This is a genomic window from Haemophilus influenzae (assembly GCF_001457655.1).
Lineage (GTDB): Bacteria > Pseudomonadota > Gammaproteobacteria > Enterobacterales > Pasteurellaceae > Haemophilus > Haemophilus influenzae.
Window position 1 is genome coordinate 1,781,445 of sequence record NZ_LN831035.1, and the last position, 23,295, is coordinate 1,804,739.

Sequence of the window (23,295 nt, forward strand, 5' to 3'; positions counted from 1 at the left end):
ATAAGTTATGACAGATTATCGTACTCAGCCGATTAATCAGAAAAATGCGGATTTTGTGGAACAAGTGGCTGACCGTATTGAAGAAATGCAACTGGAAGGCCGCAGCCTATGGCAAGATGCGAAACGCCGTTTTTTCCGCAACAAAGCGGCCGTTGTCAGTCTGATTATTTTGGCGTTTATTATTATATTTATCACCGTAGCGCCTTGGTTCTTCCCATTTACCTATGAAGATACCGATTGGAATATGATGAGCGCCGCACCAACAATGGAAGGCTATCACTTCTTCGGTACCGATGCCTCAGGTCGAGACTTGTTGGTACGTACTGCTATCGGTGGACGTATTTCATTATTGGTCGGTATTGCTGGTGCTTTCATTTCCGTGACTATCGGCACAATTTATGGGGCTATTTCCGGTTATGTAGGCGGTAAAACAGATATGCTGATGATGCGCTTTTTGGAAATTCTTAGCTCATTTCCATTTATGTTTTTCGTGATTTTGTTGGTGACCCTTTTTGGCCAAAACATTTTCTTAATTTTTATCGCTATCGGGGCCATTGCCTGGCTTGGTCTTGCACGTATTGTACGCGGACAAACCCTCAGCCTAAAAAATAAAGAATTCGTCGAAGCCGCCATCGTTTGTGGCGTACCTCGTCGCCAAATCATTTTGAAACACATTATTCCGAATGTATTAGGCTTAGTGGCAGTTTATGCCTCGCTTGAAGTGCCTGGGCTCATTCTATTTGAATCATTCTTAAGCTTCTTAGGATTAGGTACACAAGAGCCGATGAGTAGTTGGGGCGCACTCTTAAGTGATGGTGCTGCACAAATGGAAGTGTCGCCTTGGTTATTAATTTTCCCGGCATTTTTCCTTTGCCTTACCCTATTTTGTTTTAACTTTATCGGTGACGGGTTGCGTGATGCGCTCGATCCGAAAGATAGATAGGAGCGAATAATGAATCCTTTATTAGATGTAAAAAATCTCTACGTTCGCTTCAAAACACCAGATGGCGTCGTTACAGCAGTGAATGACTTAAACTTCACGCTGAATGCAGGAAGCACGCTGGGCATTGTAGGCGAAAGTGGATCAGGCAAGTCACAAACAGCCTTTGCTTTAATGGGTTTATTGGCAGCCAACGGTGAAGTGGAAGGCTCTGCCATTTTTGAAGGGAAAGAATTAGTTAATTTACCGAATGCTGAATTGAATAAAATCCGCGCCGAGCAAATTTCCATGATTTTCCAAGATCCAATGACGTCACTCAACCCATACATGAAAATCGGTGAACAACTCATGGAAGTGCTGCAATTGCACAAGGGCTATGATAAACAAACTGCCTTTGCCGAATCCGTGAAAATGTTAGACGCAGTTAAAATGCCAGAAGCTAAAAAACGCATGGGCATGTATCCGCACGAGTTTTCTGGCGGTATGCGTCAACGGGTGATGATTGCGATGGCCCTATTATGCCGTCCCAAACTACTCATTGCAGATGAACCAACAACCGCTTTGGATGTGACCGTTCAAGCACAAATCATGACCTTGTTAAATGAGTTAAAACACGAATTTAATACTGCGATTATTATGATTACCCATGATCTTGGGGTAGTGGCTGGTATCTGCGATCAAGTCATGGTGATGTATGCTGGACGAACCATGGAATACGGCACAGCGGAACAAATTTTCTATCATCCAACCCATCCCTATTCCATAGGCTTAATGGATGCGATTCCTCGCTTAGACGGCAATGAAGAACACTTGGTCACCATTCCTGGCAATCCACCGAATTTATTGCATTTGCCAAAAGGTTGTCCATTCTCACCTCGTTGCCAATTTGCTACCGAACAATGCCAAATTGCGCCAAAACTGACTACATTTAATCACGGTCAATTACGTAATTGTTGGTTATCAGCGGAGAAATTTAACCTATGACAGTCTCAAACAACAAAGAATTACTCCTTGAAGTCAATCACTTAGGCGTCAGTTTTAAAATTAAAAATGATAAATCCCTTTTCTTCGCCAAACCGCAAACCTTAAAAGCGGTGAAGGATGTGTCTTTTAAACTTTACGCAGGTGAAACTCTCGGCGTAGTAGGTGAATCTGGTTGTGGTAAATCCACACTTGCACGCGCTATTATCGGTTTAGTCGAAGCGAGTGAAGGGGAAATCTTGTGGCTTGGTAAACATTTACGAAAACAATCAGCGAAACAATGGAAAGAAACGCGTAAAGATATTCAAATGATTTTCCAAGATCCGCTCGCCTCTCTCAATCCGCGAATGAATATTGGCGAAATCATTGCTGAGCCATTAAAGATCTACCAACCGCACTTAAGTGCCGCCGAAGTGAAAGAAAAAGTGCAAGCTATGATGTTGAAAGTTGGGCTTTTACCGAACTTGATTAACCGCTACCCACATGAATTTTCTGGTGGTCAATGTCAGCGTATCGGTATTGCTCGTGCGTTAATCATTGAGCCCAAAATGATCATTTGTGATGAGCCCGTTTCAGCGTTAGATGTGTCGATTCAGGCTCAAGTGGTGAATTTATTGAAATCCCTGCAAAAAGAAATGGGGCTTTCCTTAATTTTTATCGCCCATGATTTAGCGGTGGTAAAACATATTTCTGACCGCGTATTAGTGATGTATTTAGGCAATGCAATGGAATTAGGCAGCGATGTGGAAGTATATAACGATACCAAACATCCTTATACCAAAGCCTTAATGTCTGCTGTTCCGATCCCCGATCCAAAATTGGAACGCAATAAATCCATCGAATTACTTGAAGGTGATTTGCCTTCGCCAATTAATCCACCGTCTGGTTGCGTATTTCGTACTCGCTGTCTAAAGGCTGATGAGAATTGTGCGAAACAAAAACCACCTTTCACCAGCCAAAACAACAGCCATTTTGTGGCTTGCTTGAAAGTCTTATAAAACAAAAAGTGCGGTTAAAATTCACCGCACTTTTTACTTTTACAATCCTAACTTTTCTTCAATTACCTTAGCCAAATCATCTAGCATCGCATAACGTTTACGATACATGGAACGTTTTTTACTTGGAATATCATCCAGATTTCTATCCATTTCTAAAGGCAATTCCCAGTAATCTTTTAATTCTCCGCCTGATTCGCCAAAAATTGCATCATAGTCCACTGTGTATTGTTTACTTTGAATGAAGCGAGATTTATTTTGGTATTTTTGCGGAATGCCAAGCAATTTATCGTAGTCTAGTATTTTTGTGAGTGATTTCATGGTTTCAACCATTAAATAGGCAGGGCGTAAACCGTGGCATAATTTGGTTAGTTGTTTCACCATTTCCTTTGAGCCTTCAAAATTTGGCCCTTGTACAACAGCAATAAGCAACGCATCGCCTAATTTGGCAAAAGTAAGCAAATAAACTAATTCATTTCTTGGTTTATGCCATAGCTCCAATACCCAATACCCCTCCATCGGTTGATGGGTTGTCATGCTTAATGTCATTTCAAAATCAGGAATGACTTCGCCAAAACTTAGAGGTTTTTCCCATAACGGCGTAGAAAGTGCGGTAAGTTTTTCGGGTAAAAATAAAAGATTCTCACAAACGGCATGAAAACGTTGTGATGCGTTAAAACGCTTATCTAAAAAACGACAAGCAACAGGATAACTATAATCCAAGTGCGTATTAAAAATATCGACGAGAAAAGGATGTTGATTGATAAATTGTTCAAAGCGACGAATTGAACCACGATTTAAAAAGCTACGTAAGTTATAACGCCAATGTTTTGGTGCATCAAAACGCCCTGGTCGATATGGATAAATATCCTTAGATTGAGGCCATTGGTAAGTTGTTTTTGTTGTCATCTGGATTGCCATTAATTGATTATAATTTCAGAGAGAATTTTGACATAATTTCAGGAAATTTTCCATTTATGCTATTCTAAACACAATTTTTAAAAGGAATACTTATGTCTGAAATTAAACTTAATTACCACAAAACCCACTTTTTAACGAGCGCGCCGAATATTCGTTCCATTCCTGAAGATACGGGCATTGAAATTGCGTTTGCGGGTCGTTCAAATGCAGGAAAATCGACCGCACTTAATGCACTAACCAATCAAAAAAATTTAGCGCGCACCTCAAAAACACCGGGGCGCACGCAATTGATTAACTTATTTGAAGTGGAACCAAATTATAAATTGGTGGATTTACCAGGCTATGGTTATGCTGCCGTGCCAGAGCAAATGAAAATCCAATGGCAAAAATCCTTGGGCGAATATTTGCAAAAACGAGAATGTTTGTCGGGATTGGTTGTGTTGATGGATATTCGCCATCCGCTTAAGGATCTTGACCAACAAATGATTGAATGGGCGGTTTCAGCAGATTTACCGATACTTTTATTGCTTACTAAAGCCGATAAATTGAGCCAAAGTGCACGTAGTAAACAAGTAAAAATGGTGCGTGAAGCAATTCTTCCATTTCAAGGCGATATACAAGTTGAGGCTTTTTCTGCACAAAATAAAATTGGTATTGATAAATTGGCGGCGAAATTAGATTTTTGGTTTTCGCCACTTTTTGCGAAATAAAATATGAATTTTGCGATCTAGATCGCAAAAAAAGCACGGAATGAATGATTTCATTACGTGCTTTTTTTATAGTGCAAAAACTATCTTCATTTTTACCGCACTTTAAGGATTATCATGTCCCTTGCTATTGTTTACAGCCGTGCTTCTATGGGTGTGCAAGCACCGCTAGTCACCATTGAGGTGCATTTAAGCAACGGAAAACCAGGATTTACACTTGTTGGTTTGCCAGAAAAAACCGTGAAAGAGGCACAAGATCGGGTGCGTAGTGCGTTGATGAATGCACAATTTAAATACCCAGCCAAGCGTATCACAGTGAATCTCGCCCCTGCGGATTTACCGAAAGAAGGCGGAAGATTTGATTTGCCTATTGCTATCGGGATTTTAGCTGCATCAGATCAGCTTGATGCAAGCCGTTTAAAGCAATTTGAATTTGTGGCAGAGCTTGCGCTGACGGGCCAATTGCGTGGCGTACATGGTGTGATTCCCGCTATTCTTGCAGCGCAAAAGTCAAAGCGAGAGTTAATTATCGCGAAACAAAATGCTAATGAAGCCTCGCTCGTGTCTGATCAAAATACTTATTTTGCTCAAACGCTTTTAGATGTAGTGCAATTTCTCAATGGTCAGGAAAAATTACCCCTCGCCACTGAAATTGTGAAAGAAAGTGCGGTAAATTTTTCAGGTAAAAATACGTTAGATTTAACGGATATTATCGGACAACAGCACGCTAAACGAGCATTGACCATTGCCGCAGCGGGGCAGCATAATTTGCTCTTTCTTGGCCCACCGGGTACAGGGAAAACCATGTTAGCCAGCCGTTTGACAGGGCTTTTACCTGAAATGACAGATTTAGAAGCGATAGAAACAGCATCTGTAACGAGTTTAGTTCAAAACGAGTTAAATTTTCATAATTGGAAGCAACGTCCTTTTCGCGCACCACACCATAGTGCATCAATGCCGGCTTTAGTTGGTGGCGGAACGATCCCTAAACCTGGCGAAATATCCTTAGCAACAAATGGGGTGCTTTTTCTTGATGAACTTCCAGAATTTGAGCGAAAAGTGTTAGATGCACTACGCCAGCCTTTGGAAAGTGGTGAGATTATTATTTCTCGTGCCAATGCAAAAATTCAATTCCCAGCTCGTTTTCAATTAGTGGCAGCGATGAATCCAAGCCCTACAGGCCATTATACTGGGACACATAACCGCACTTCACCACAGCAAATTATGCGTTATTTGAATCGACTTTCAGGGCCATTTTTAGATCGTTTTGATTTATCTATTGAAGTGCCTTTACTGCCACAAGGTAGCTTGCAAAATACGGGCGATCGTGGCGAAACCAGCGTGCAAGTTCGTGAAAAAGTGTTAAAAGTACGTGAGATTCAAATGGAAAGAGCGGGGAAAATCAACGCTTATTTGAACAGTAAAGAGATTGAGCGTGATTGCAAGTTAAATGATAAAGATGCCTTTTTCCTTGAAAAAGCACTGAATAAACTTGGGCTTTCTGTACGGGCTTATCATCGTATTTTGAAAGTTTCTCGAACCATTGCCGATCTACAAGGAGAACAACAAATTTCTCAACCGCACTTGGCGGAGGCCTTGGGCTATCGAGCAATGGATCGTTTGCTGCAGAAATTGTCGAATATGTAAAAACGCGTGGAAAGAATACCACGCGTGAAAGGATTAGTAAGTGCTTTGAGTGTCTTGCGTACCGCTAATAATTGCAATGCCAGCGCTTGCACCAATGCGAGTCGCACCCGCCTTAATCATTGCAAGTGCAGTTTCAGTATCACGCACACCACCTGATGCTTTAACACCAATATTGCCGACCGTTTGTTTCATCAATGCAACATCTTCTACAGTTGCGCCGCCTTTATTGAAACCCGTTGATGTTTTAACAAAAGCTACACCGATTTCTTTACAAATTTCGCAGGCTTTCACTATTTCATCTTTAGTGAGCAAACAAGTTTCTAAAATTACTTTTAATGGCGTGCCATTACAAGCATTAAATACAGCTTGAATATCTTGTTTTACTGCATCCCATTTTTGCGATTTTATCCAACCTACATTAATTACCATATCAATCTCATTTGCACCCGCTTTAATAGCTTCTTGCGTTTCAAATGCTTTGACAGAGGTTAAATTCGCCCCCAAAGGGAAGCCAACTACGGTACAAATTTTTACATTTGAGCCAGCAAGTTTTTCTTTAGCGAGTGGAATATAACCAGAATTGATACATACAGAATAAAATCCATGTTCAATCGCTTCATTACAGAGTGTCGAAATATCTTGTTCATTTTTTTCTGCGGTAAGTGCGGTGTGGTCGATATATTGAGCAAGTTGATTTGATGTCATTATTTTCCTCCTTTTATTTATGTTTTACCTATTGTAGCAAAAATTCTTTATTTTTGACTATGGTTGTACGCTCAATTACAATCATCTCAACAAGATAAGGAATAAATAAAATGAAGATTAAAAAATTACTCAAGAATGGATTATCCCTCTTTTTAACTTTTATTGTGATAACTAGCATACTGGATTTTGTTCGTCGCCCTGTAGTGCCAAAGGAAATAAATAAAATCACGTTACAAGATCTTCAAGGGAGTACGTTCTCTCTTGATAGTCTTGATCAAAACAAACCCACATTACTTTATTTTTGGGGAACTTGGTGTGGTTATTGTCGTTATACTTCGCCAGCAATTAATTCTTTAGCAAACGAAGGCTATCAAGTTGTATCGGTGGCATTACGCTCAGGCAATGAGGCGGACGTAAATGATTATTTAAGTAAGCATGACTACCACTTCACTACGGTTAATGATCCTAAAGGGGAATTTGCAGAACGATGGCAAATTAATGTGACACCCACAATTGTGTTGTTGAGTAAAGGCAAAATGGATCTTGTTACGACAGGCCTTACGAGTTATTGGGGATTAAAAGTGCGGTTGTTTTTCGCAGAGTTTTTTGGCTAAGCGGTAGAAAATCTATTACAATACGCAAACTTATTTTAAAGAGGACAGAATTATGATTATTGTAACAGGCGGCGCTGGTTTTATTGGCAGTAATATTGTCAAAGCATTGAATGATTTAGGGCGCAAAGATATTTTAGTGGTGGATAACTTAAAAGATGGCACGAAATTTGCAAATTTAGTTGATTTAGACATCGCAGATTATTGCGATAAAGAAGATTTCATTGCTTCTATTATTGCGGGCGATGAATTTGGCGATATTGATGCGGTATTCCACGAGGGGGCATGTTCTGCGACTACGGAATGGGATGGTAAATACATTATGCACAACAACTACGAATATTCTAAAGAGTTGTTGCATTATTGCCTTGACCGTGAAATTCCTTTTTTCTATGCCTCAAGCGCAGCAACTTATGGAGACACCAAAGTATTCCGTGAAGAACGTGAATTTGAAGGCCCATTAAATGTGTATGGCTATTCTAAATTCTTGTTCGATCAATATGTGCGTAACATTTTGCCAGAAGCAAAATCGCCAGTATGTGGTTTCCGTTATTTCAATGTTTACGGGCCGCGTGAAAATCATAAAGGTTCAATGGCGAGTGTGGCATTCCACTTGAATAACCAAATCTTAAAAGGCGAAAATCCAAAATTATTTGCAGGCAGCGAAGGATTCCGCCGTGATTTTGTTTATGTAGGCGATGTGGCTGCAGTGAATATTTGGTGTTGGCAAAATGGTATTTCGGGTATTTACAACCTTGGTACAGGAAATGCAGAAAGTTTCCGTGCGGTGGCTGATGCGGTAGTGAAATTCCACGGAAAAGGCGAGATTGAAACCATTCCATTCCCAGAGCATTTGAAATCTCGTTATCAAGAATATACTCAAGCAGATTTAACTAAACTTCGCTCAACAGGCTACGATAAACCATTCAAAACAGTCGCGGAAGGCGTGACTGAATATATGGCGTGGTTGAATAGAAAATAAATTATTAATGTAGTAAATCCCCTATAGCTTATCGGCATAGGGGATTTTATTTAATATAATTGTGATAAATGTATTAAATAACGCTCATAAGCACTTTGATAATTTTTCACCTGTGATAAGTTGGGATAAGCTTTTGAGTTTTCATCTAAGTGAATGAAGGTTTCGCATAAAAATTCCAGTTCTCCTTCTCCATTTGCCCACATAGCTTGAATTGCTCCTCCTAATGCAGCAGCTTCTTCTTCCTGCAAACATACCACTTCAGAATTCATCACATCAGCAATCATTTGCCGCCAAAATGAGCTTTTCGCGCCACCTCCAATTAGGCGAATTTGTGAGGTTTCGAGGCCAGCTTGACGAAATAAATCTAAGCCATAGCGAAGCGTAAAAGTAGCACTTTCCATCATTGCTCGACAAAGATTTTCTCGTGTGAAATTACTTGAATCTAATCCTAAAATGCTCGCTTTTGCATTGGGTAAAGGTGGAACTCTTTCACCATTAAAGAATGGCAAAATAGTGATGCCATTCGCGCCAATAGGTGCTTGTTGAGCAAGTTGATTTAATTCTTCAATATCAATATTGAGCAAATTCATTAGCTGTTTATTTGAGGAGGTTATATTCATTACACAAACCAGTGGTAACCAGCCATTATTACTTGAACAAAAATTTGCGATCATTGGTGGTAAATTAAGCAATGGCTTTTGCGTATAAGCATACAAGGTACCAGAAGTACCGAGACTCATCGTAGCAATCCCTTCTCGAATATTTCCTGTACCAATTGCTCCCATCATATTATCGCCTCCACCTGTGGAGACGATGACATTCTCATTAAAACCAAATAAAGTCGCAATTTCAGGTTTAATCACACCGATTTTTTGTTCAGCAGAAAGTAATTTTGGTAACACTTCATCCATATTTAATTCTGGTGCAAGATATTTGAAGACTTCTCTTTTCCATTCTCTTTTCACAACATCGAAATAACCACTACCAGAAGCATCACCAAATTCAGTGCAGAATTTTCCTGTTAGCCAATAATTTAGATAATCGTGTGGCAGCATGATTTTGCGAATATTGGCAAATTTGTCAGGATAATTTTGACGAAACCAACTTAGTTTTGAAGCTGTGTAACCAGTTTGGCAAATGATGCCTAATTTTTCAAATACGGCTGTTTGTCCGCCTAATTTTTCGATCAGTATATCATTTTCCGTAGCGGTTTCTGTATCACACCAAAGCTTAGCCTTATATAGAGGACGATCGTTTTTATCTAACATTACCAGTCCATGTTGTTGTCCTGAAATGCCTATTCCCTTCACTAAATTAGGTGAAAAGTGCGGTGAATTTTTTGCTTGTTTCAATGCAATTTGTAATGCTTGTTGTAATGCCTCAATCCACCAATTTGGTTGTTGTTCACGTCTTCCATTGGATTGTGTAATTAATTCATGTTTTGCGTAACCAACTCCAATCACTTTTTTTTGGACAGAATCAAGCACTATTGCCTTTGTTCCTTGTGTGCCACAATCAATTCCTATATACATAATGTCTCCTAAAATAAAAAAGTGCGGTGAAATACAACCGCACTTTTGCTTCATTTTTAGCTATAAATAACTTGGTTTACCAAATTTTCCAAATATTCTTGCTGACCTGAAACTGGTTTTGGTGCTAAATCTTTTTGTTGGACAAGTTGCGCAAGTGTTTCAAGTGAAGTTTTACCTTGCAAAATATGCTGACCAAGTTCACTATTCCAACCTGCATAGCGTGCATTAACAATTTTTTGTAAGGTTTTCTCTTGTAACATTTTTGCTGCACGTTTTAAGGATAATGCCAATACATCAATTGCACCGATATGAGCGTAAAATAAATCATAAGGATCAATACTTTGTCGGCGAATTTTCGCATCAAAATTAAAGCCTCCAGTAGTAAAACCGCCATGTTTTAAAATTTCATACATAACTAACGTATTTTCTTCAACACTATTTGGGAATTGGTCGGTATCCCAGCCTAATTGTGGATCGCCACGATTAGCATCAATTGAGCCAAAAATATCTAATGCACAAGCTGTTGCAATTTCATGTTGAAAGGTATGGCCAGCAAGCGTCGCGTGGTTAGCTTCAATATTAACTTTAATTTCTTTTTCTAAACCAAATTGTTTTAGGAAACCATACACTGTTGCCACATCATAATCATATTGATGTTTAGTTGGTTCTTGCGGTTTTGGCTCAATTAATAATGTACCTTTAAACCCAATTTTATGCTTATGTTCTACCACCATTTGCATAAAACGACCAATTTGTTCACGTTCACGTTTCAAATCGGTATTCAATAAAGTTTCATACCCCTCACGTCCACCCCATAATACGTAATTTTCTCCACCTAAACGTTGAGTGGCATTCATCGCATTAAACACTTGTGTTGCAGCCCAAGCAAAAACCTCAGGATTAGGATTGGTTGCTGCACCAGACATATAACGAGGATTAGTAAAACAATTTGCAGTTCCCCATAAGAGTTTTACACCCGTTTCTACTTGTTTGCGTTCTAAAATATCAACAATATGATGAAAATTTTGTACATATTCCCGCACTGAATTACCTTCAGGTGCAATATCAACATCATGAAAACAATAATAAGGCACGCCTAACTTATTCAAAAACTCAAAAGCAATATCGGCTTTTTGTTCTGCGCCAGCAAGCACATTTGGATTTTTCTGCCAACTTCGCTCCAAAGAACCTAGCCCAAACATATCATTCCCATTCCAGCAAAAGGTATGCCAATAACACACCGCCAAGCGTAAATGTTCAGCCATAGTTTTACCTAAAATTACTTGATTAGCATCATAATGTTTGAAAGCAAAAGGATTTGTGGATTTTTCTCCCTCAAAGGAGATTTTTTCAATTTTATCGAAATAGGTTGTCATAACATTTTCCTCTCTAGGTGATGAAATTTTTCGCATTTTTGTGAAAAACTAACTTTTCATCAATTATGTTATTTAATTTTTCTATGTTGATTATTTGCAACTGTGGCGTGGATCACAGTTGTGAAAAAACGTAATAGATAAAGTAGTTTTAGTAATTTTAATTCTTTTCTTCTTTGACTAAAGTAAATTTGCCTTATACATCAGGAGGAATAATGAATAATTTTTATAATTTTGATGTGATTATTGATCGTCTAAATACATTTAGTGCTAAATGGAATGTAGATAATGATATTATTCCAATGTCTGTTGCGGATATGGATATTCCAGCCCCTCAGATAATGATAGATGAATTAGAAAAATTTAATCGTTTAGGAATTTATGGTTATACTGAATTACCAGCCGACTATTACAAGATAATCAGTGATTATATTTTCGAACAATATCATTATTCTGTTCTCTCTGAAAAAATTGTATTTTGCCCAAGAATAATCCAAGCCGTATCTATTTATATACGAGCATTTACAAAAGAAAATGATGGAATATGTATTCTATCACCTTCATATAGTCCAATATTAAACACGATAAAATTAAATGACAGAAAATTATATCAATGTCCTTTGGTTTATGAAAATAGAAAGTATCATATTGATTTTCATTTATTAGAGGAATGTTTTAAACATTCTAAAGTATTTGTTTTAATTTCTCCTCATAATCCAACTGGAACGATTTGGAATAAAGAAGTCCTTATTAAAATTATAAACTTAGCTAAAAAACATAATGTATTTATCATTTCCGATGATGTCCACGCAGACTTTACACTAACAAATGACTCCCACTATTTAATATCATCATTAGATGAATGGGTAGCAAATCACTCAATGATCTGTTTATCCCCAGCAAAAACTTTTAATATTCCTGGATTGGAAATAGCTAACCTAATTATTGAGAATAAAGAAATTCGAGAAAAATTTATAAAAGAAATGATGGCATTAGGTATACATAATCCAAATTATTTCTCTATACCAGCTATTATTTCGTTATATAAATATTGTACTGATTGGGTAATCTATCTAAAAGAATACATAAAGAATAATAAGAAGATAGTAAAAGAATTTTTCAATGAGTATATTCCATTATTAGATATTACTGAAAGTGATGGAACTTATTTACTTTGGATAAACTATAAAAAGCTAAGTATAAATGAAAATGAATTAGCTTATTGGATTAATAATTTATCAAGAGTAAAAGTATCTTTGGGGAGTGAATTTGGCAAAGAGGGAGATGGTTTCTTTCGTATGAATGTCGCTATGCCTAGAAAAAAATTATTAGAAGCATTGAATCGAATCAAAAATGGGTTTTGTTTATTAAACAATAGGGAGATTTAATATGAAAACCACTCATCGCACAAGAATGCCAACAACATTAGAAGCTTTTTCACCAATCATTGTGATGCTATTACTGTTAGGGCTTGGGTATGCTTTATTTGATTTGCCAGCAGAGCCATTAATGATTATTTCAACGGTATTTGCTGGTTTTTTAGTTATTAAATTAGGTCATTGCTATTTAGATATTTTAGACGCCATTTCAGAAAAAATAGCTAAAACAATGCCTGCGCTATTAATTTTAATTACTGTAGGATTATTAATTGGAACTTGGATTAGTGGAGGAACAATTCCTATGATGATCTACTACGGACTAAAAGCAATATCACCAGAATATCTTTATGTGACAGCCTTATTCCTTACTGCTATTGTTTCCATTTGTACTGGAACCTCTTGGGGGTCAGCAGGGACTGTCGGTGTGGCATTTATGGGAGTTGCGATTGGATTAGACGCCAATTTGGCTGCTACGGCAGGTGCTGTGGTCGCTGGTGCGTATTTTGGAGATAAATTATCGCCATTATCTGATACAACCAATATTGCATCCGCAGCTGCTGGCGTAGATTTATATGAGCATATAGTTCACTTACTTTATACAACATTACCATCTTTTATTCTTTCGGCTACTGTCTATGTGGTATATGGTTTAAACTACGATTTTTCTAATGTAGCGACTCCAGAAAAAGTAAATACAATGATTCATGAGTTAGAGCAAGTTTATCATTTTAACTTTCTATTACTTATTCCAGTCGCTATTGTATTATGGGGATCTATTACTAAGAAACCGACTATTCCAGTGATGTTATTATCAGCATTTATCGCAATTATTAATGCTATCTTAATTCAAAAATTCTCTCTATCTGATGTGATTAATAGCGCAGTTAATGGATTTGATACCTCAATGATTCACCATACTTCAGTTAGCTCTGATTTAAGTCGTTTGTTGAATCGTGGTGGAATGAACTCAATGATGGGAACACTATTAATTTGTTTCTGTGCATTATCATTTGCAGGTGTATTACAATTGAGCGGTGCATTAACCGTGATTATTCAAAAATTACTCACCTTTGTTCATTCAACTCTTTCTTTGATTATTACAACGATTCTTTGCGGTCTAACAATGATTGGGGTTACTTGTAATGGGCAAATTTCTATTCTAATTCCAGGAGAAATGCTTAAAAATGCGTATGTAGAAAAAGGATTACATCCAAAAAATCTAAGTCGAACAGCAGAAGACTCCGCAACAATTATTGAACCTATTTTGCCATGGACTGCCGCAGGTGCATATATGGCAGGCACATTAGGTGTTGCAACATTGTCTTATTTACCTTGGGCAATTTTATGTTGGAGCGGTATTATCTTTGCTATTATTTATGGTGCAAGTGGAATAGGTATTGCGAAGCTAAAAAAATAAATGTGGTATTGGATATAAAAATGGCCAGTTATTCTGGCTATTTTTATCTTGAAGCTAAATATCTTTTCTATTATAACTTAAATAGCAATTTCCCATAGATAAGGATATAAAATGACGGAACAATACTACAAAATTGCCCTCTTATTTAATGCAAACAAAGTATATGATCGGCAGGTGGTGGAGGGTATTGGACAATATATTCAGGCATCGCAATGTATGTGGGATATTTTTGTAGAAGATGAATTTATCTATCATACTGATACTATTAATCAACTTTCTATTGATGGCATTATTGCAGACTTTGATGATCCAAAAACTGTTGAATTATTGCAACACACTCTTATTCCTACTATAGCAGTTGGTGGATCTTATAAACAAGCTGATTTTTATCCGCACTTTCCTTATGTAGCAACAGATAATATGGCATTGGTTGAAATGGCTTTATCTCATTTACAGGAGAAAGGACTGTCACAGTTTGCATTTTATGGTTTGCAAGTAAATACTCATAAGCATTGGTCTATAGAACGAAGAGATGCTTTTGTAGAGTTGATGGAGAAAAATCATTACCCTATTTACCTATATGAGGGTGTGCAGGTTCATGCTCAAAATTGGTTGGAAGAGCAACAAAAGCTAATTGTCTGGTTAAAATCTCTTCCTTCTCATACTGGTATTATTGCTGTTACGGATGCGCGTGCTCGTCATTTATTGCAGGCTTGTGAATACAGTAAAATTGCTGTACCTGAAGAGCTTTGTGTGGTTGGTATTGATAATGAAGAATTGATCCAATATTTATCGCGTATGTCCCTTTCCTCCGTAGAACAAGGCACGAGAGAGATTGGTTATCAAGCTGCGAAATTATTACACAAATTACTCAATGGTCAAAAAGTTTCACATACCCCTATTTTAATTCCACCGATTACCGTTCACTCTCGAAATTCTACAGATTATCGATCATTAACAGATCCGCTTGTCATTCAAGCAATGCATTATATTCGTCATCGTGCCTGTCATCGAATTAAAGTAGAACAAGTTTTAGATCATCTTGAAACCTCACGTTCTAATCTTGAACAACGTTTTAAGAATGAAATGAATAAAACAATTCACCAAGTCATCCACGAAGAAAAAATTTCCCGAGCAAAGAATTTATTACAACAAACAGATATTTCTATTCAAGAAATTGCTGAGATTTGCGGCTATCCATCAATTCAATATTTTTACTCTGTTTTTAAGAAAGAATTTGAAATGACTCCTAAAGAGTTTCGACTAAATTGTTAAAGGAGCATATTTTTATTCAACTCTGTGCCATAATAACAAGTATTTTTGACCGCACTTTTATCTGAAAGACAGAAAATGAATATTCTAATTATTGGCCCATCTTGGGTTGGCGATATGATGATGTCGCACAGTTTGTACCAGCAACTGAAAATTCAATATCCAAACTGCAATATTGATGTGATGGCACCGAATTGGTGTAAGCCTTTGCTTGCGCGTATGCCAGAAGTGCGTAAGGCGATTGAAATGCCATTAGGGCACGGAGCCTTTGAATTGGGAACGCGTTATCGTTTAGGTAAGGCATTGCGCAATCAATATGATATGGCGATCGTATTACCAAACTCCTTGAAGTCAGCTTTTATTCCCGCTTTTGCAAAAATTGCGGTGCGTCGTGGCTGGAAAGGGGAAAGCCGTTATTTCTTGCTTAACGATTTACGCAATAATAAACGTGATTATCCTATGATGGTGCAACGTTATGTCGCGTTAGCTTTTGAGCAAAATGCGGTACCGAAAGCGGCTGATATTCCTGTTCTAAAACCTTATTTAACCGTTGATCCCACTCAACAAGCTGAAACCTTAAAAAACTTTAAAAAACAAACCGCACTTTTAGGCGAGCGTCCAATTATTGGTTTTTGTCCTGGTGCGGAATTTGGCCCGGCAAAACGTTGGCCACATTATCATTATGCAAAATTAGCAGAAATGTTAATTACCCAAGGCTATGCTGTGGCGCTATTTGGTTCAGCTAAAGATGAACCAGTGGGAGAAGAAATTCGTCAAGCACTGCCAGAAGCGTTGCGTGAGTTTTGTGTCAATTTAGCAGGAAAAACCAACTTAAATGAAGCAGTGGATTTAATTGCAAATTGTACGGCGGTCGTGACCAATGACAGTGGTTTAATGCATATTGCGGCAGCAGTAAATCGTCCATTGATTGCACTTTATGGACCAACTAGCCCACAATATACGCCGCCGCTTTCAGATAAAGCAACGATTATTCGTTTAATTGAAGGTGGATTGATTAAAGTCCGTAAAGGCGACAAAGAGGGGGGGTATCATCAAAGTTTGATTGATATTACGCCAGAAATGGCATTAGAAAAATTGAACGAACTGTTGGCAAAATAATGAAAGTTTGCTTAGTGAAAAGAAAACTTATAAAGATATTACTTATAAGATGACTTGTTTCATAAAAAATGCTCGCACTTGGCGAGCATTTTTATCTTTTATATTTTCTTAGTCTAAGGCTTTACCTTTTAATTCAGGGATTAAGAAAATTGTCGCTAACATATCAATTACGTAGATAATCGCAAGTAGAGCGATGGCCGTTTGGAAAGAGTAAGCAAGTACAACTGCGCCCACAACTACAGGTCCAAATCCCCCTACGGCACGACCAATATTGAAAAGTACGTTTTGTGCCGTTGCTCGAGCTTCTGTTGGGTAGGCTTCCGCCATCAATGCACCGTAACCGCCCAGCATTCCGTTCACAAACATACCTAAAAATGCCCCAGCAAGAAGCATGATGTCAGGATCGGTAAGTTGTGAGTAAACCACGATACTTATCACTGCGCCTAATTGGAAAAGTAAGAAACTTGGTTTGCGTCCGATTCGGTCGGCGAGTTGTCCGAAAATCCAAATGCCAGCCATCATGCCGCAGACGGTAACGGCGGTCCAAAGCCCAGATTTAGTTAAACTGAATCCAAGTTGTTTTGATAAGAAATTAGGTAACCAAATCATAATGCCGTAATAACCGAAGTTTTGTACAGAAGTGAGTACGACGATACCAAGACTAATTTTGCTCGTGGCTTTGTCTTTAATCAGAAGCTGGAATGAACGTAATTTATCAGTAAAGCTGGATTGCGTTGAAAGTGCGGTTTGTTTTTGAGTGAAAATTTCAGGTTCGTGCAGATGAGAACGTAAGAACCAAGCGACAAATGCAGGGAAGATACCCACTAAGAACATTCCACGCCAGCCAATATGCGGGAGCAATAATGGTGTAAGCAACGCAGCACCTAACACACCAACTTGCCAACCCAATGCAACATAAGATGCTGCTTTCGCTCGGTGGCGTGCAGGCCATGCTTCTGCTGCTAGAGCCATCCCAATTCCAAATTCACCGCCTAAGCCAATACCAGCAATTGTGCGATAAATCAGTAAATCCCAATAACCTTGTGCAATCGCACATAAACCAGTAAACACCGCAAAAAGAAGAATAGTCCAAGTCAGTACGCGTACACGACCGTATTTATCGCTTAATGCACCAAATAAAATGCCGCCAAATACGGCACCAATCAGAGTCCAAGTTACGAGAGATCCACCTTGGGCGGGTGTTAGATTTAAGTCTGCGGAAATTGCACTAAGCATGAAACCTAAAATGAGAAGATCGAAACCGTCCATTGCATAGCCGACGGCAGAGCCAATTAAGGCTTTCCAGCCATAACTGTTTACTTTGTTTGTCATGATGTGTCCTTTTGTTACTCGCGGGTAACATTTAAAGTGAAAAGAAAGATGATTAAAAATCGGTGGCTAGTTTACTGCATTAATAAAAAAATTCAATGAACAGAATATGAAAAGAAGAAAAAATTGATTTTGAATAAGAAGGAAAGGATAAAATAAGGGGATTAAACAATCTGATGTCATTCAGATTGAACTACTCTAGTCTTAATAAAAGTGCGGTAAAAATTCACCGCACTTTATTCTTTTTTGTTTATCCCTCAATCCCTTCAAACAGTGCTGTGCTTAAGTAGCGTTCAGAAGCTGAAGGCAAAATAACAACAATGAGTTTATCGGCAAATTCTGGTAATTTAGCTAAGCGATCTGCAGCCGCGACAGCTGCACCAGATGAAATACCTGCAAGAATGCCTTCTTCCGCCATTAAGCGACGAGCTGTGGCAAGTGCGGTATCACTATCAACAGTTTCTACGCGATCAATAATAGATAAATCTAAATTTTTGGGAATGAAACCCGCACCGATACCTTGAATTTTGTGTGGACCTGGTTTTACTTCTTCACCCGCTAAAGTTTGACTAATGACCGGAGATTCCACTGGCTCAACGGCAACAGAAGTGATTTGTTTACCAAAATCTAATTTAATCGCGCGAGAAATACCCGTAATCGAACCACCTGTTCCTACGCCAGCAACAACAACATCGACTTTGCCATCCGTATCTTTCCAAATTTCAGGCCCTGTTGTTTCTCGATGAATTTGTGGGTTGGCTGGATTTTCAAATTGTTTAAGCATGACATAGCGGCTTGGATCAGAAGCAACAATTTCTTCTGCTTTCGCAATAGCACCTTTCATTCCTTTTGCACCTTCGGTAAGCACTAAATTTACACCCAATCCGCACAATAAGCGTTTTCTTTCAAGACTCATTGTTTCTGGCATAGTGAGCGTGATTTTATAACCTCTAGCCGCCGCAACATAAGCCAAAGCAATGCCCGTGTTACCACTCGTTGCATCTACAATCTCTTTCCCTTTTGTGAGCGTGCCATCTTTTTCTGCTTGCCACACCATATTCGCCCCAATACGGCATTTTACGCTGTAGCTTGGGTTACGACCTTCAATTTTTACCACCACATTGCCGTTATGGCCAAAGTGTTTTAAACGCACAAGCGGCGTATTTCCGATAGAATAAGAATTGTCTGCATAAATTGTCATAATATTTCCCTTTCGTTGGACTTCGTTAATGTTGGTTTATTTATAGTACCGCACTTTTGATTAAAAAAATAGTTATTTGATCTATTTATAACTGTAGGCTATTTAACAATCCCTGTATTTTCTGAACGAACATCAAGCCCCGTTTGAGAGGAAAAAGATCTATTCATATTAAAACCTAAGTCATTACGATAATTTTCCACCCACATCAGCGTCGCACCACATACTGCAACAGGCATAATTAATAAATTAATCACTGGCACAAATGTGCAACAAGTAACCAATCCACCAAAAGTTAAACTTTGAGTTCGTTGATTGCCAAGTGCATTTTTCATGATATCAAAAGAGACTTTGTGATTATCAAAAGGATAATCACAATATTGAATTGCCATCATCCAACAAGTGAACAAGAAAGTAAGTACTGGCACGATGGTTTGCCCAACCAGAGGAATAAAACTCAGTAAAAATAAGGCGATAATTTTGGGTAGGCTATAACGTAATTTTTGCCACTCTCGAGCAAGCATACGAGGCACATCCCTCATTATATCCACGAGACTATCATCATTAATATTTTCCTCCGTCAGCATTTTTTCTACTTTTTCCGCCAACAAACCATTAAAGGGGGCTGCGATAAAGCCAGAAAACGTGGTAAAAGTAAAATAAAAGAGCAATAAAATCGTTAAAATCGAAAGTGTCAGTAAAATGACACTGAGAAAACTAAGCCAATCTGGAATAAAATTCATCACCCAATCAATAGCACTGCTGATTTGGCTAATAAAAAGCCAAAATAAACCACAAAGCAAAATGGTATTGAGCAAAATTGGAATAATAACAAACCGACGCAAACCTTTTTGTGTGATGAAATGCCAGCCCATCACAAAATAGTGGAAACCAGATTTTAATTCATTAAGATTTAACATTTTTCTTTCCTTTCAATAAAAATATGCTTAAAACAGACCGCACTTTTCCTTTAAAATTCCACACTTTGAAGTATTTTTTCACCTACTGAAATATGGTAGCATTAGCACCATTTATAGCACTCTCGCCGAACTATCGCGCGTAAGGAATAAAAATGGATTTAAATACAATTTTGATTATTGTGGGTATCGTAGCACTTGTCGCCTTAATCGTACACGGATTATGGTCAAATCGTCGTGAGAAATCAAAATATTTTGATAAAGCCAATAAATTTGACCGCACTTCTCCAACATCTAGATCCCATACGCAAGAAGAAATGGTACAGCCAAACAATATTTCGCCGAATACCTATGTGGAAAATGGGCATACACCAATTTCTCAACCGACCACAGAAAAATTACCATCAGAAGCTGAATTGATCGATTATCGCCAAAGCGATAAAAGTGTGGATGACATCAAAATTTCTATTCCTAACACGCAACCTATTTATGATATGGGGAATCATCGTTCCGAGCCAATACAACCAACGCAACCTCAATACGATATGCCAACCGCAAATAATGTCGCAAGTATGACCTTAGAACAACTTGAAGCACAAAGTCAAAATGTTGGTTTTAATGGCATTAATTCATCATCGCCAGAATTAAGAGTGCAGCTTGCAGAATTATCTCACGAAGAACATCAAGTAGACTACAACCTCTCGTTCAATGAACCAAAAGCAGAAACGACAGCTCAGCCAAAACAAACAACTGGCTATATTCAACTTTATCTTATTCCAAAATCTAGCGAAGAATTTAATGGTGCTAAATTGGTGCAGGCTCTTGAAAACTTGGGTTTTATCTTGGGTAAAGATGAAATGTATCATCGTCACTTAGATTTAAGTGTGGCAAGTCCCGTGCTTTTTAGTGTGGCAAATTTAGAACAACCCGGCACATTCAATGCTTATAACTTAGCGGAATTTAACACCATAGGAATTGTATTATTTATGCAATTGCCCTCTCCAGGTAATAATCTTGCTAATTTACGTATGATGATGCGTGCTGCCCATACATTAGCCGAAGATTTACAAGGTGTTATACTGACTGAAGAACAAGAAATTTTTGATGCAAATGCAGAGCAAGCCTATCTTGCTCGAGTGTAAATTCATACCTTAAATTTACCGCACTTTTATATTCATTTAGACAGGCTTTGTACCTGTCTATTTTCACGCTAAATACATAGAAAAGTGCGGTCATTTTTCTCCGAGAATTTTATGACAAATATTCAAACTCAACTAGACAATCTACGCAAAACCTTGCGCCAATATGAATACGAATACCACGTTTTAGATAATCCGAGCGTGCCTGATAGCGAATACGATCGTTTATTTCATCAGCTCAAAGCCCTAGAATTAGAGCATCCTGAATTTCTGACGTCAGATTCGCCCACTCAACGTGTTGGTGCAAAACCACTTTCTGGGTTTAGCCAAATTCGTCACGAAATTCCTATGCTCTCTTTGGATAATGCTTTTTCCGATGCAGAATTTAATGCTTTTGTAAAACGCATTGAAGATCGTTTAATCCTATTACCGAAACCACTTACTTTCTGTTGCGAACCTAAACTTGATGGCTTGGCTGTGAGTATTTTGTATGTTAATGGTGAACTTACACAAGCCGCCACTCGTGGTGATGGCACCACAGGCGAAGATATTACAGCCAATATCCGCACGATTCGTAATGTTCCATTACAACTTTTAACAGATAATCCTCCAGCACGTTTAGAAGTGCGGGGCGAAGTTTTTATGCCGCACGCAGGCTTTGAGCGTTTAAATAAATATGCGTTAGAACATAATGAAAAAACCTTTGCTAATCCTCGCAATGCAGCGGCAGGCTCTTTACGCCAGCTTGATCCTAATATTACCAGCAAACGTCCGCTGGTATTAAATGCTTATGGTATTGGAATTGCTGAGGGGATTGATCTGCCGACTACGCATTATGATCGTTTGCAATGGCTAAAATCTATCGGGATTCCAGTAAATCCTGAAATTCGTTTATGCAATGGTGCAGATGAAGTTTTAGGTTTTTATCGAGATATTCAAAACAAACGTAGCTCGTTAGGTTATGATATTGACGGAACGGTATTAAAAATCAATGATATAGCCTTACAAAATGAACTAGGATTTATTTCTAAAGCACCTCGCTGGGCGATTGCTTATAAATTCCCCGCCCAAGAAGAATTAACCCTGTTGAATGATGTTGAATTCCAAGTGGGTCGAACTGGCGCAATCACACCAGTTGCCAAATTAGAGCCAGTGTTTGTTGCAGGCGTTACAGTAAGTAATGCCACCTTACATAATGGCGATGAAATTGAACGTTTAAATATCGCTATTGGCGATACTGTTGTTATTCGTCGAGCAGGCGATGTAATTCCACAAATTATTGGCGTATTACACGAACGTCGCCCTGATAATGCTAAACCAATCATTTTCCCAACAAATTGCCCTGTGTGCGATTCTCAAATTATTCGTATTGAAGGCGAAGCAGTAGCACGTTGCACGGGAGGATTATTCTGTGCGGCACAGCGTAAAGAGGCGTTAAAACATTTCGTCTCTCGTAAAGCAATGGATATTGATGGTGTAGGCGGAAAATTAATAGAGCAATTAGTCGATCGAGAGCTAATTCATACACCTGCGGACTTATTTAAACTTGATTTAACCACGCTCACACGCTTAGAAAGAATGGGTGCAAAATCTGCAGAAAACGCACTCAATAGTCTTGAAAATGCAAAAAGCACGACGCTTGATCGCTTTATTTTTGCTTTAGGCATTCGTGAAGTGGGCGAAGCCACTGCATTAAATCTTGCTAATCATTTCAAAACTTTAGATGCGCTTAAAGACGCAAATCTTGAAGAACTTCAACAAGTGCCTGATGTAGGGGAAGTTGTAGCGAACCGAATTTTTATATTTTGGCGTGAAGCGCATAATGTTGCAGTCGTGGAGGATTTAATCGCACAAGGTGTGCATTGGGAAACTGTAGAAGTGAAAGAAGCGAGTGAAAACTTGTTCAAAGATAAAACTGTAGTACTGACAGGCACTCTTACACAAATGGGGCGTAATGAAGCAAAAGCCTTATTACAACAGCTTGGTGCAAAAGTAAGTGGTTCGGTATCCAGTAAAACAGATTTCGTTATCGCAGGTGATGGGGCAGGCTCTAAACTTGCAAAAGCTCAAGAACTAAATATTACAGTATTAACAGAAGAAGAATTTTTAGCACAGATAACAAGATAATTTT

20 protein-coding genes are annotated in these 23,295 nt (G+C 38.3%); 13 read left to right on the forward strand and 7 right to left on the reverse strand.

Annotated elements, in window-relative coordinates; genetic code table 11:
- Positions 1–7: 7 nt before the first annotated feature.
- From oppC to oppF, 3 genes are read left to right on the forward strand one after another with little or no spacing between them, the layout of a single operon-like run.
- Entirely contained in the window at positions 8–943 is a 936-nt protein-coding gene (oppC, locus tag AT683_RS08785) for an oligopeptide ABC transporter permease OppC (protein ID WP_005661282.1), read from the forward strand.
- A 9-nt stretch (positions 944–952) separates the two neighbouring features.
- The gene (oppD, locus tag AT683_RS08790; RefSeq protein WP_005647625.1) at positions 953–1,924 is read left to right on the forward strand and encodes an ABC transporter ATP-binding protein; all 972 of its coding nucleotides are present in this window, start codon (positions 953–955) and stop codon (positions 1,922–1,924) included.
- Positions 1,921–2,919: a murein tripeptide/oligopeptide ABC transporter ATP binding protein OppF gene (oppF, locus tag AT683_RS08795; protein ID WP_005657282.1), complete on the forward strand. Its 999-nt coding sequence runs from the start codon at positions 1,921–1,923 to the stop codon at positions 2,917–2,919. The genes oppD and oppF overlap by 4 nt, the downstream gene beginning before the upstream one ends.
- Before the next feature lie 39 nt (positions 2,920–2,958).
- Here the strand turns inward: oppF and AT683_RS08800 are convergent, their stop codons facing one another.
- Entirely contained in the window at positions 2,959–3,825 is an 867-nt protein-coding gene (locus AT683_RS08800; RefSeq protein WP_021034921.1) for a VirK/YbjX family protein, read from the reverse strand.
- A 104-nt stretch (positions 3,826–3,929) separates the two neighbouring features.
- Between AT683_RS08800 and yihA the strand changes: the two genes are divergently transcribed.
- Positions 3,930–4,547, forward strand: coding sequence for a ribosome biogenesis GTP-binding protein YihA/YsxC (gene yihA / locus AT683_RS08805; RefSeq protein ID WP_005690705.1), 618 nt, complete (start codon positions 3,930–3,932; stop codon positions 4,545–4,547).
- Between the two features lie 114 nt (positions 4,548–4,661).
- Positions 4,662–6,191 carry a YifB family Mg chelatase-like AAA ATPase gene (locus tag AT683_RS08810; protein ID WP_005647634.1) on the forward strand — a complete coding sequence of 510 codons (1,530 nt, stop codon included), beginning with the start codon at positions 4,662–4,664 and terminating at the stop codon, positions 6,189–6,191.
- Between the two features lie 33 nt (positions 6,192–6,224).
- Here the strand turns inward: AT683_RS08810 and deoC are convergent, their stop codons facing one another.
- Positions 6,225–6,896, reverse strand: a complete 672-nt coding sequence (gene deoC / locus AT683_RS08815) for a deoxyribose-phosphate aldolase (RefSeq protein WP_005690707.1) — start codon at positions 6,894–6,896, stop codon at positions 6,225–6,227.
- A 110-nt stretch (positions 6,897–7,006) separates the two neighbouring features.
- Between deoC and AT683_RS08820 the strand changes: the two genes are divergently transcribed.
- Together AT683_RS08820 and rfaD are read left to right on the forward strand one after the other, a co-directional pair.
- Positions 7,007–7,510, forward strand: coding sequence for a protein disulfide oxidoreductase (locus tag AT683_RS08820; RefSeq protein WP_005686413.1), 504 nt, complete (start codon positions 7,007–7,009; stop codon positions 7,508–7,510).
- Positions 7,511–7,562: 52 nt separating this feature from the next.
- Positions 7,563–8,489, forward strand: a complete 927-nt coding sequence (gene rfaD, locus AT683_RS08825) for an ADP-glyceromanno-heptose 6-epimerase (RefSeq protein WP_005690709.1) — start codon at positions 7,563–7,565, stop codon at positions 8,487–8,489.
- Positions 8,490–8,539: 50 nt separating this feature from the next.
- On the opposite strand, the gene xylB is transcribed toward rfaD, so the two are convergent.
- Positions 8,540–10,021: a xylulokinase gene (gene xylB, locus AT683_RS08830; RefSeq protein ID WP_032826718.1), complete on the reverse strand. Its 1,482-nt coding sequence runs from the start codon at positions 10,019–10,021 to the stop codon at positions 8,540–8,542.
- A 56-nt stretch (positions 10,022–10,077) separates the two neighbouring features.
- Positions 10,078–11,397: a xylose isomerase gene (gene xylA, locus AT683_RS08835; protein ID WP_005690713.1), complete on the reverse strand. Its 1,320-nt coding sequence runs from the start codon at positions 11,395–11,397 to the stop codon at positions 10,078–10,080.
- A gap of 212 nt (positions 11,398–11,609) precedes the next feature.
- Between xylA and AT683_RS08840 the strand changes: the two genes are divergently transcribed.
- The 4 genes from AT683_RS08840 (at position 11,610) to waaF (ending at position 16,581) form a co-directional block, all read left to right on the forward strand.
- The gene (locus AT683_RS08840) at positions 11,610–12,782 is read left to right on the forward strand and encodes a MalY/PatB family protein (protein WP_011272389.1); all 1,173 of its coding nucleotides are present in this window, start codon (positions 11,610–11,612) and stop codon (positions 12,780–12,782) included.
- 1 nt (position 12,783) lies between these two features.
- Positions 12,784–14,190: a Na+/H+ antiporter NhaC gene (nhaC, locus tag AT683_RS08845; protein WP_005651758.1), complete on the forward strand. Its 1,407-nt coding sequence runs from the start codon at positions 12,784–12,786 to the stop codon at positions 14,188–14,190.
- Positions 14,191–14,301: 111 nt separating this feature from the next.
- Positions 14,302–15,465 carry a XylR family transcriptional regulator gene (locus AT683_RS08850; RefSeq protein ID WP_011272388.1) on the forward strand — a complete coding sequence of 388 codons (1,164 nt, stop codon included), beginning with the start codon at positions 14,302–14,304 and terminating at the stop codon, positions 15,463–15,465.
- Positions 15,466–15,540: 75 nt separating this feature from the next.
- A complete protein-coding gene (waaF, locus tag AT683_RS08855) occupies positions 15,541–16,581 on the forward strand; it encodes a lipopolysaccharide heptosyltransferase II (RefSeq protein ID WP_011272387.1) in 1,041 nt (346 codons plus the stop codon).
- Positions 16,582–16,689: 108 nt separating this feature from the next.
- Here the strand turns inward: waaF and AT683_RS08860 are convergent, their stop codons facing one another.
- The 3 genes from AT683_RS08860 to cysZ form a co-directional block, all read right to left on the reverse strand.
- The gene (locus tag AT683_RS08860) at positions 16,690–17,913 is read right to left on the reverse strand and encodes an MFS transporter (RefSeq protein WP_005632805.1); all 1,224 of its coding nucleotides are present in this window, start codon (positions 17,911–17,913) and stop codon (positions 16,690–16,692) included.
- A gap of 247 nt (positions 17,914–18,160) precedes the next feature.
- Positions 18,161–19,111 carry a cysteine synthase A gene (gene cysK / locus AT683_RS08865; protein WP_005690723.1) on the reverse strand — a complete coding sequence of 317 codons (951 nt, stop codon included), beginning with the start codon at positions 19,109–19,111 and terminating at the stop codon, positions 18,161–18,163.
- A 98-nt stretch (positions 19,112–19,209) separates the two neighbouring features.
- The gene (gene cysZ / locus AT683_RS08870) at positions 19,210–20,028 is read right to left on the reverse strand and encodes a sulfate transporter CysZ (RefSeq protein WP_005690724.1); all 819 of its coding nucleotides are present in this window, start codon (positions 20,026–20,028) and stop codon (positions 19,210–19,212) included.
- A 152-nt stretch (positions 20,029–20,180) separates the two neighbouring features.
- On the opposite strand from cysZ, the gene zipA reads away from it, so the two are divergent.
- A complete protein-coding gene (gene zipA / locus AT683_RS08875; RefSeq protein WP_005690727.1) occupies positions 20,181–21,167 on the forward strand; it encodes a cell division protein ZipA in 987 nt (328 codons plus the stop codon).
- 111 nt (positions 21,168–21,278) lie between these two features.
- Positions 21,279–23,291, forward strand: a complete 2,013-nt coding sequence (gene ligA / locus AT683_RS08880; protein ID WP_011272385.1) for an NAD-dependent DNA ligase LigA — start codon at positions 21,279–21,281, stop codon at positions 23,289–23,291.
- The last annotated feature ends 4 nt before the right edge of the window (positions 23,292–23,295 follow it).

Bases quoted from the DNA above. Each gene is read 5' to 3' on its own strand.
- oppC (WP_005661282.1), top strand. From the start codon at position 8: ATGACAGATTATCGTACTCAGCCGATTAATCAGAAAAATGCGGATTTT.
- oppD (WP_005647625.1), top strand. From the start codon at position 953: ATGAATCCTTTATTAGATGTAAAAAATCTCTACGTTCGCTTCAAAACA.
- oppF (WP_005657282.1), top strand. From the start codon at position 1,921: ATGACAGTCTCAAACAACAAAGAATTACTCCTTGAAGTCAATCACTTA.
- AT683_RS08800 (WP_021034921.1), bottom strand. From the start codon at position 3,825: ATGACAACAAAAACAACTTACCAATGGCCTCAATCTAAGGATATTTAT.
- yihA (WP_005690705.1), top strand. From the start codon at position 3,930: ATGTCTGAAATTAAACTTAATTACCACAAAACCCACTTTTTAACGAGC.
- AT683_RS08810 (WP_005647634.1), top strand. From the start codon at position 4,662: ATGTCCCTTGCTATTGTTTACAGCCGTGCTTCTATGGGTGTGCAAGCA.
- deoC (WP_005690707.1), bottom strand. From the start codon at position 6,896: ATGACATCAAATCAACTTGCTCAATATATCGACCACACCGCACTTACC.
- AT683_RS08820 (WP_005686413.1), top strand. From the start codon at position 7,007: ATGAAGATTAAAAAATTACTCAAGAATGGATTATCCCTCTTTTTAACT.
- rfaD (WP_005690709.1), top strand. From the start codon at position 7,563: ATGATTATTGTAACAGGCGGCGCTGGTTTTATTGGCAGTAATATTGTC.
- xylB (WP_032826718.1), bottom strand. From the start codon at position 10,021: ATGTATATAGGAATTGATTGTGGCACACAAGGAACAAAGGCAATAGTG.
- xylA (WP_005690713.1), bottom strand. From the start codon at position 11,397: ATGACAACCTATTTCGATAAAATTGAAAAAATCTCCTTTGAGGGAGAA.
- AT683_RS08840 (WP_011272389.1), top strand. From the start codon at position 11,610: ATGAATAATTTTTATAATTTTGATGTGATTATTGATCGTCTAAATACA.
- nhaC (WP_005651758.1), top strand. From the start codon at position 12,784: ATGAAAACCACTCATCGCACAAGAATGCCAACAACATTAGAAGCTTTT.
- AT683_RS08850 (WP_011272388.1), top strand. From the start codon at position 14,302: ATGACGGAACAATACTACAAAATTGCCCTCTTATTTAATGCAAACAAA.
- waaF (WP_011272387.1), top strand. From the start codon at position 15,541: ATGAATATTCTAATTATTGGCCCATCTTGGGTTGGCGATATGATGATG.
- AT683_RS08860 (WP_005632805.1), bottom strand. From the start codon at position 17,913: ATGACAAACAAAGTAAACAGTTATGGCTGGAAAGCCTTAATTGGCTCT.
- cysK (WP_005690723.1), bottom strand. From the start codon at position 19,111: ATGACAATTTATGCAGACAATTCTTATTCTATCGGAAATACGCCGCTT.
- cysZ (WP_005690724.1), bottom strand. From the start codon at position 20,028: ATGTTAAATCTTAATGAATTAAAATCTGGTTTCCACTATTTTGTGATG.
- zipA (WP_005690727.1), top strand. From the start codon at position 20,181: ATGGATTTAAATACAATTTTGATTATTGTGGGTATCGTAGCACTTGTC.
- ligA (WP_011272385.1), top strand. From the start codon at position 21,279: ATGACAAATATTCAAACTCAACTAGACAATCTACGCAAAACCTTGCGC.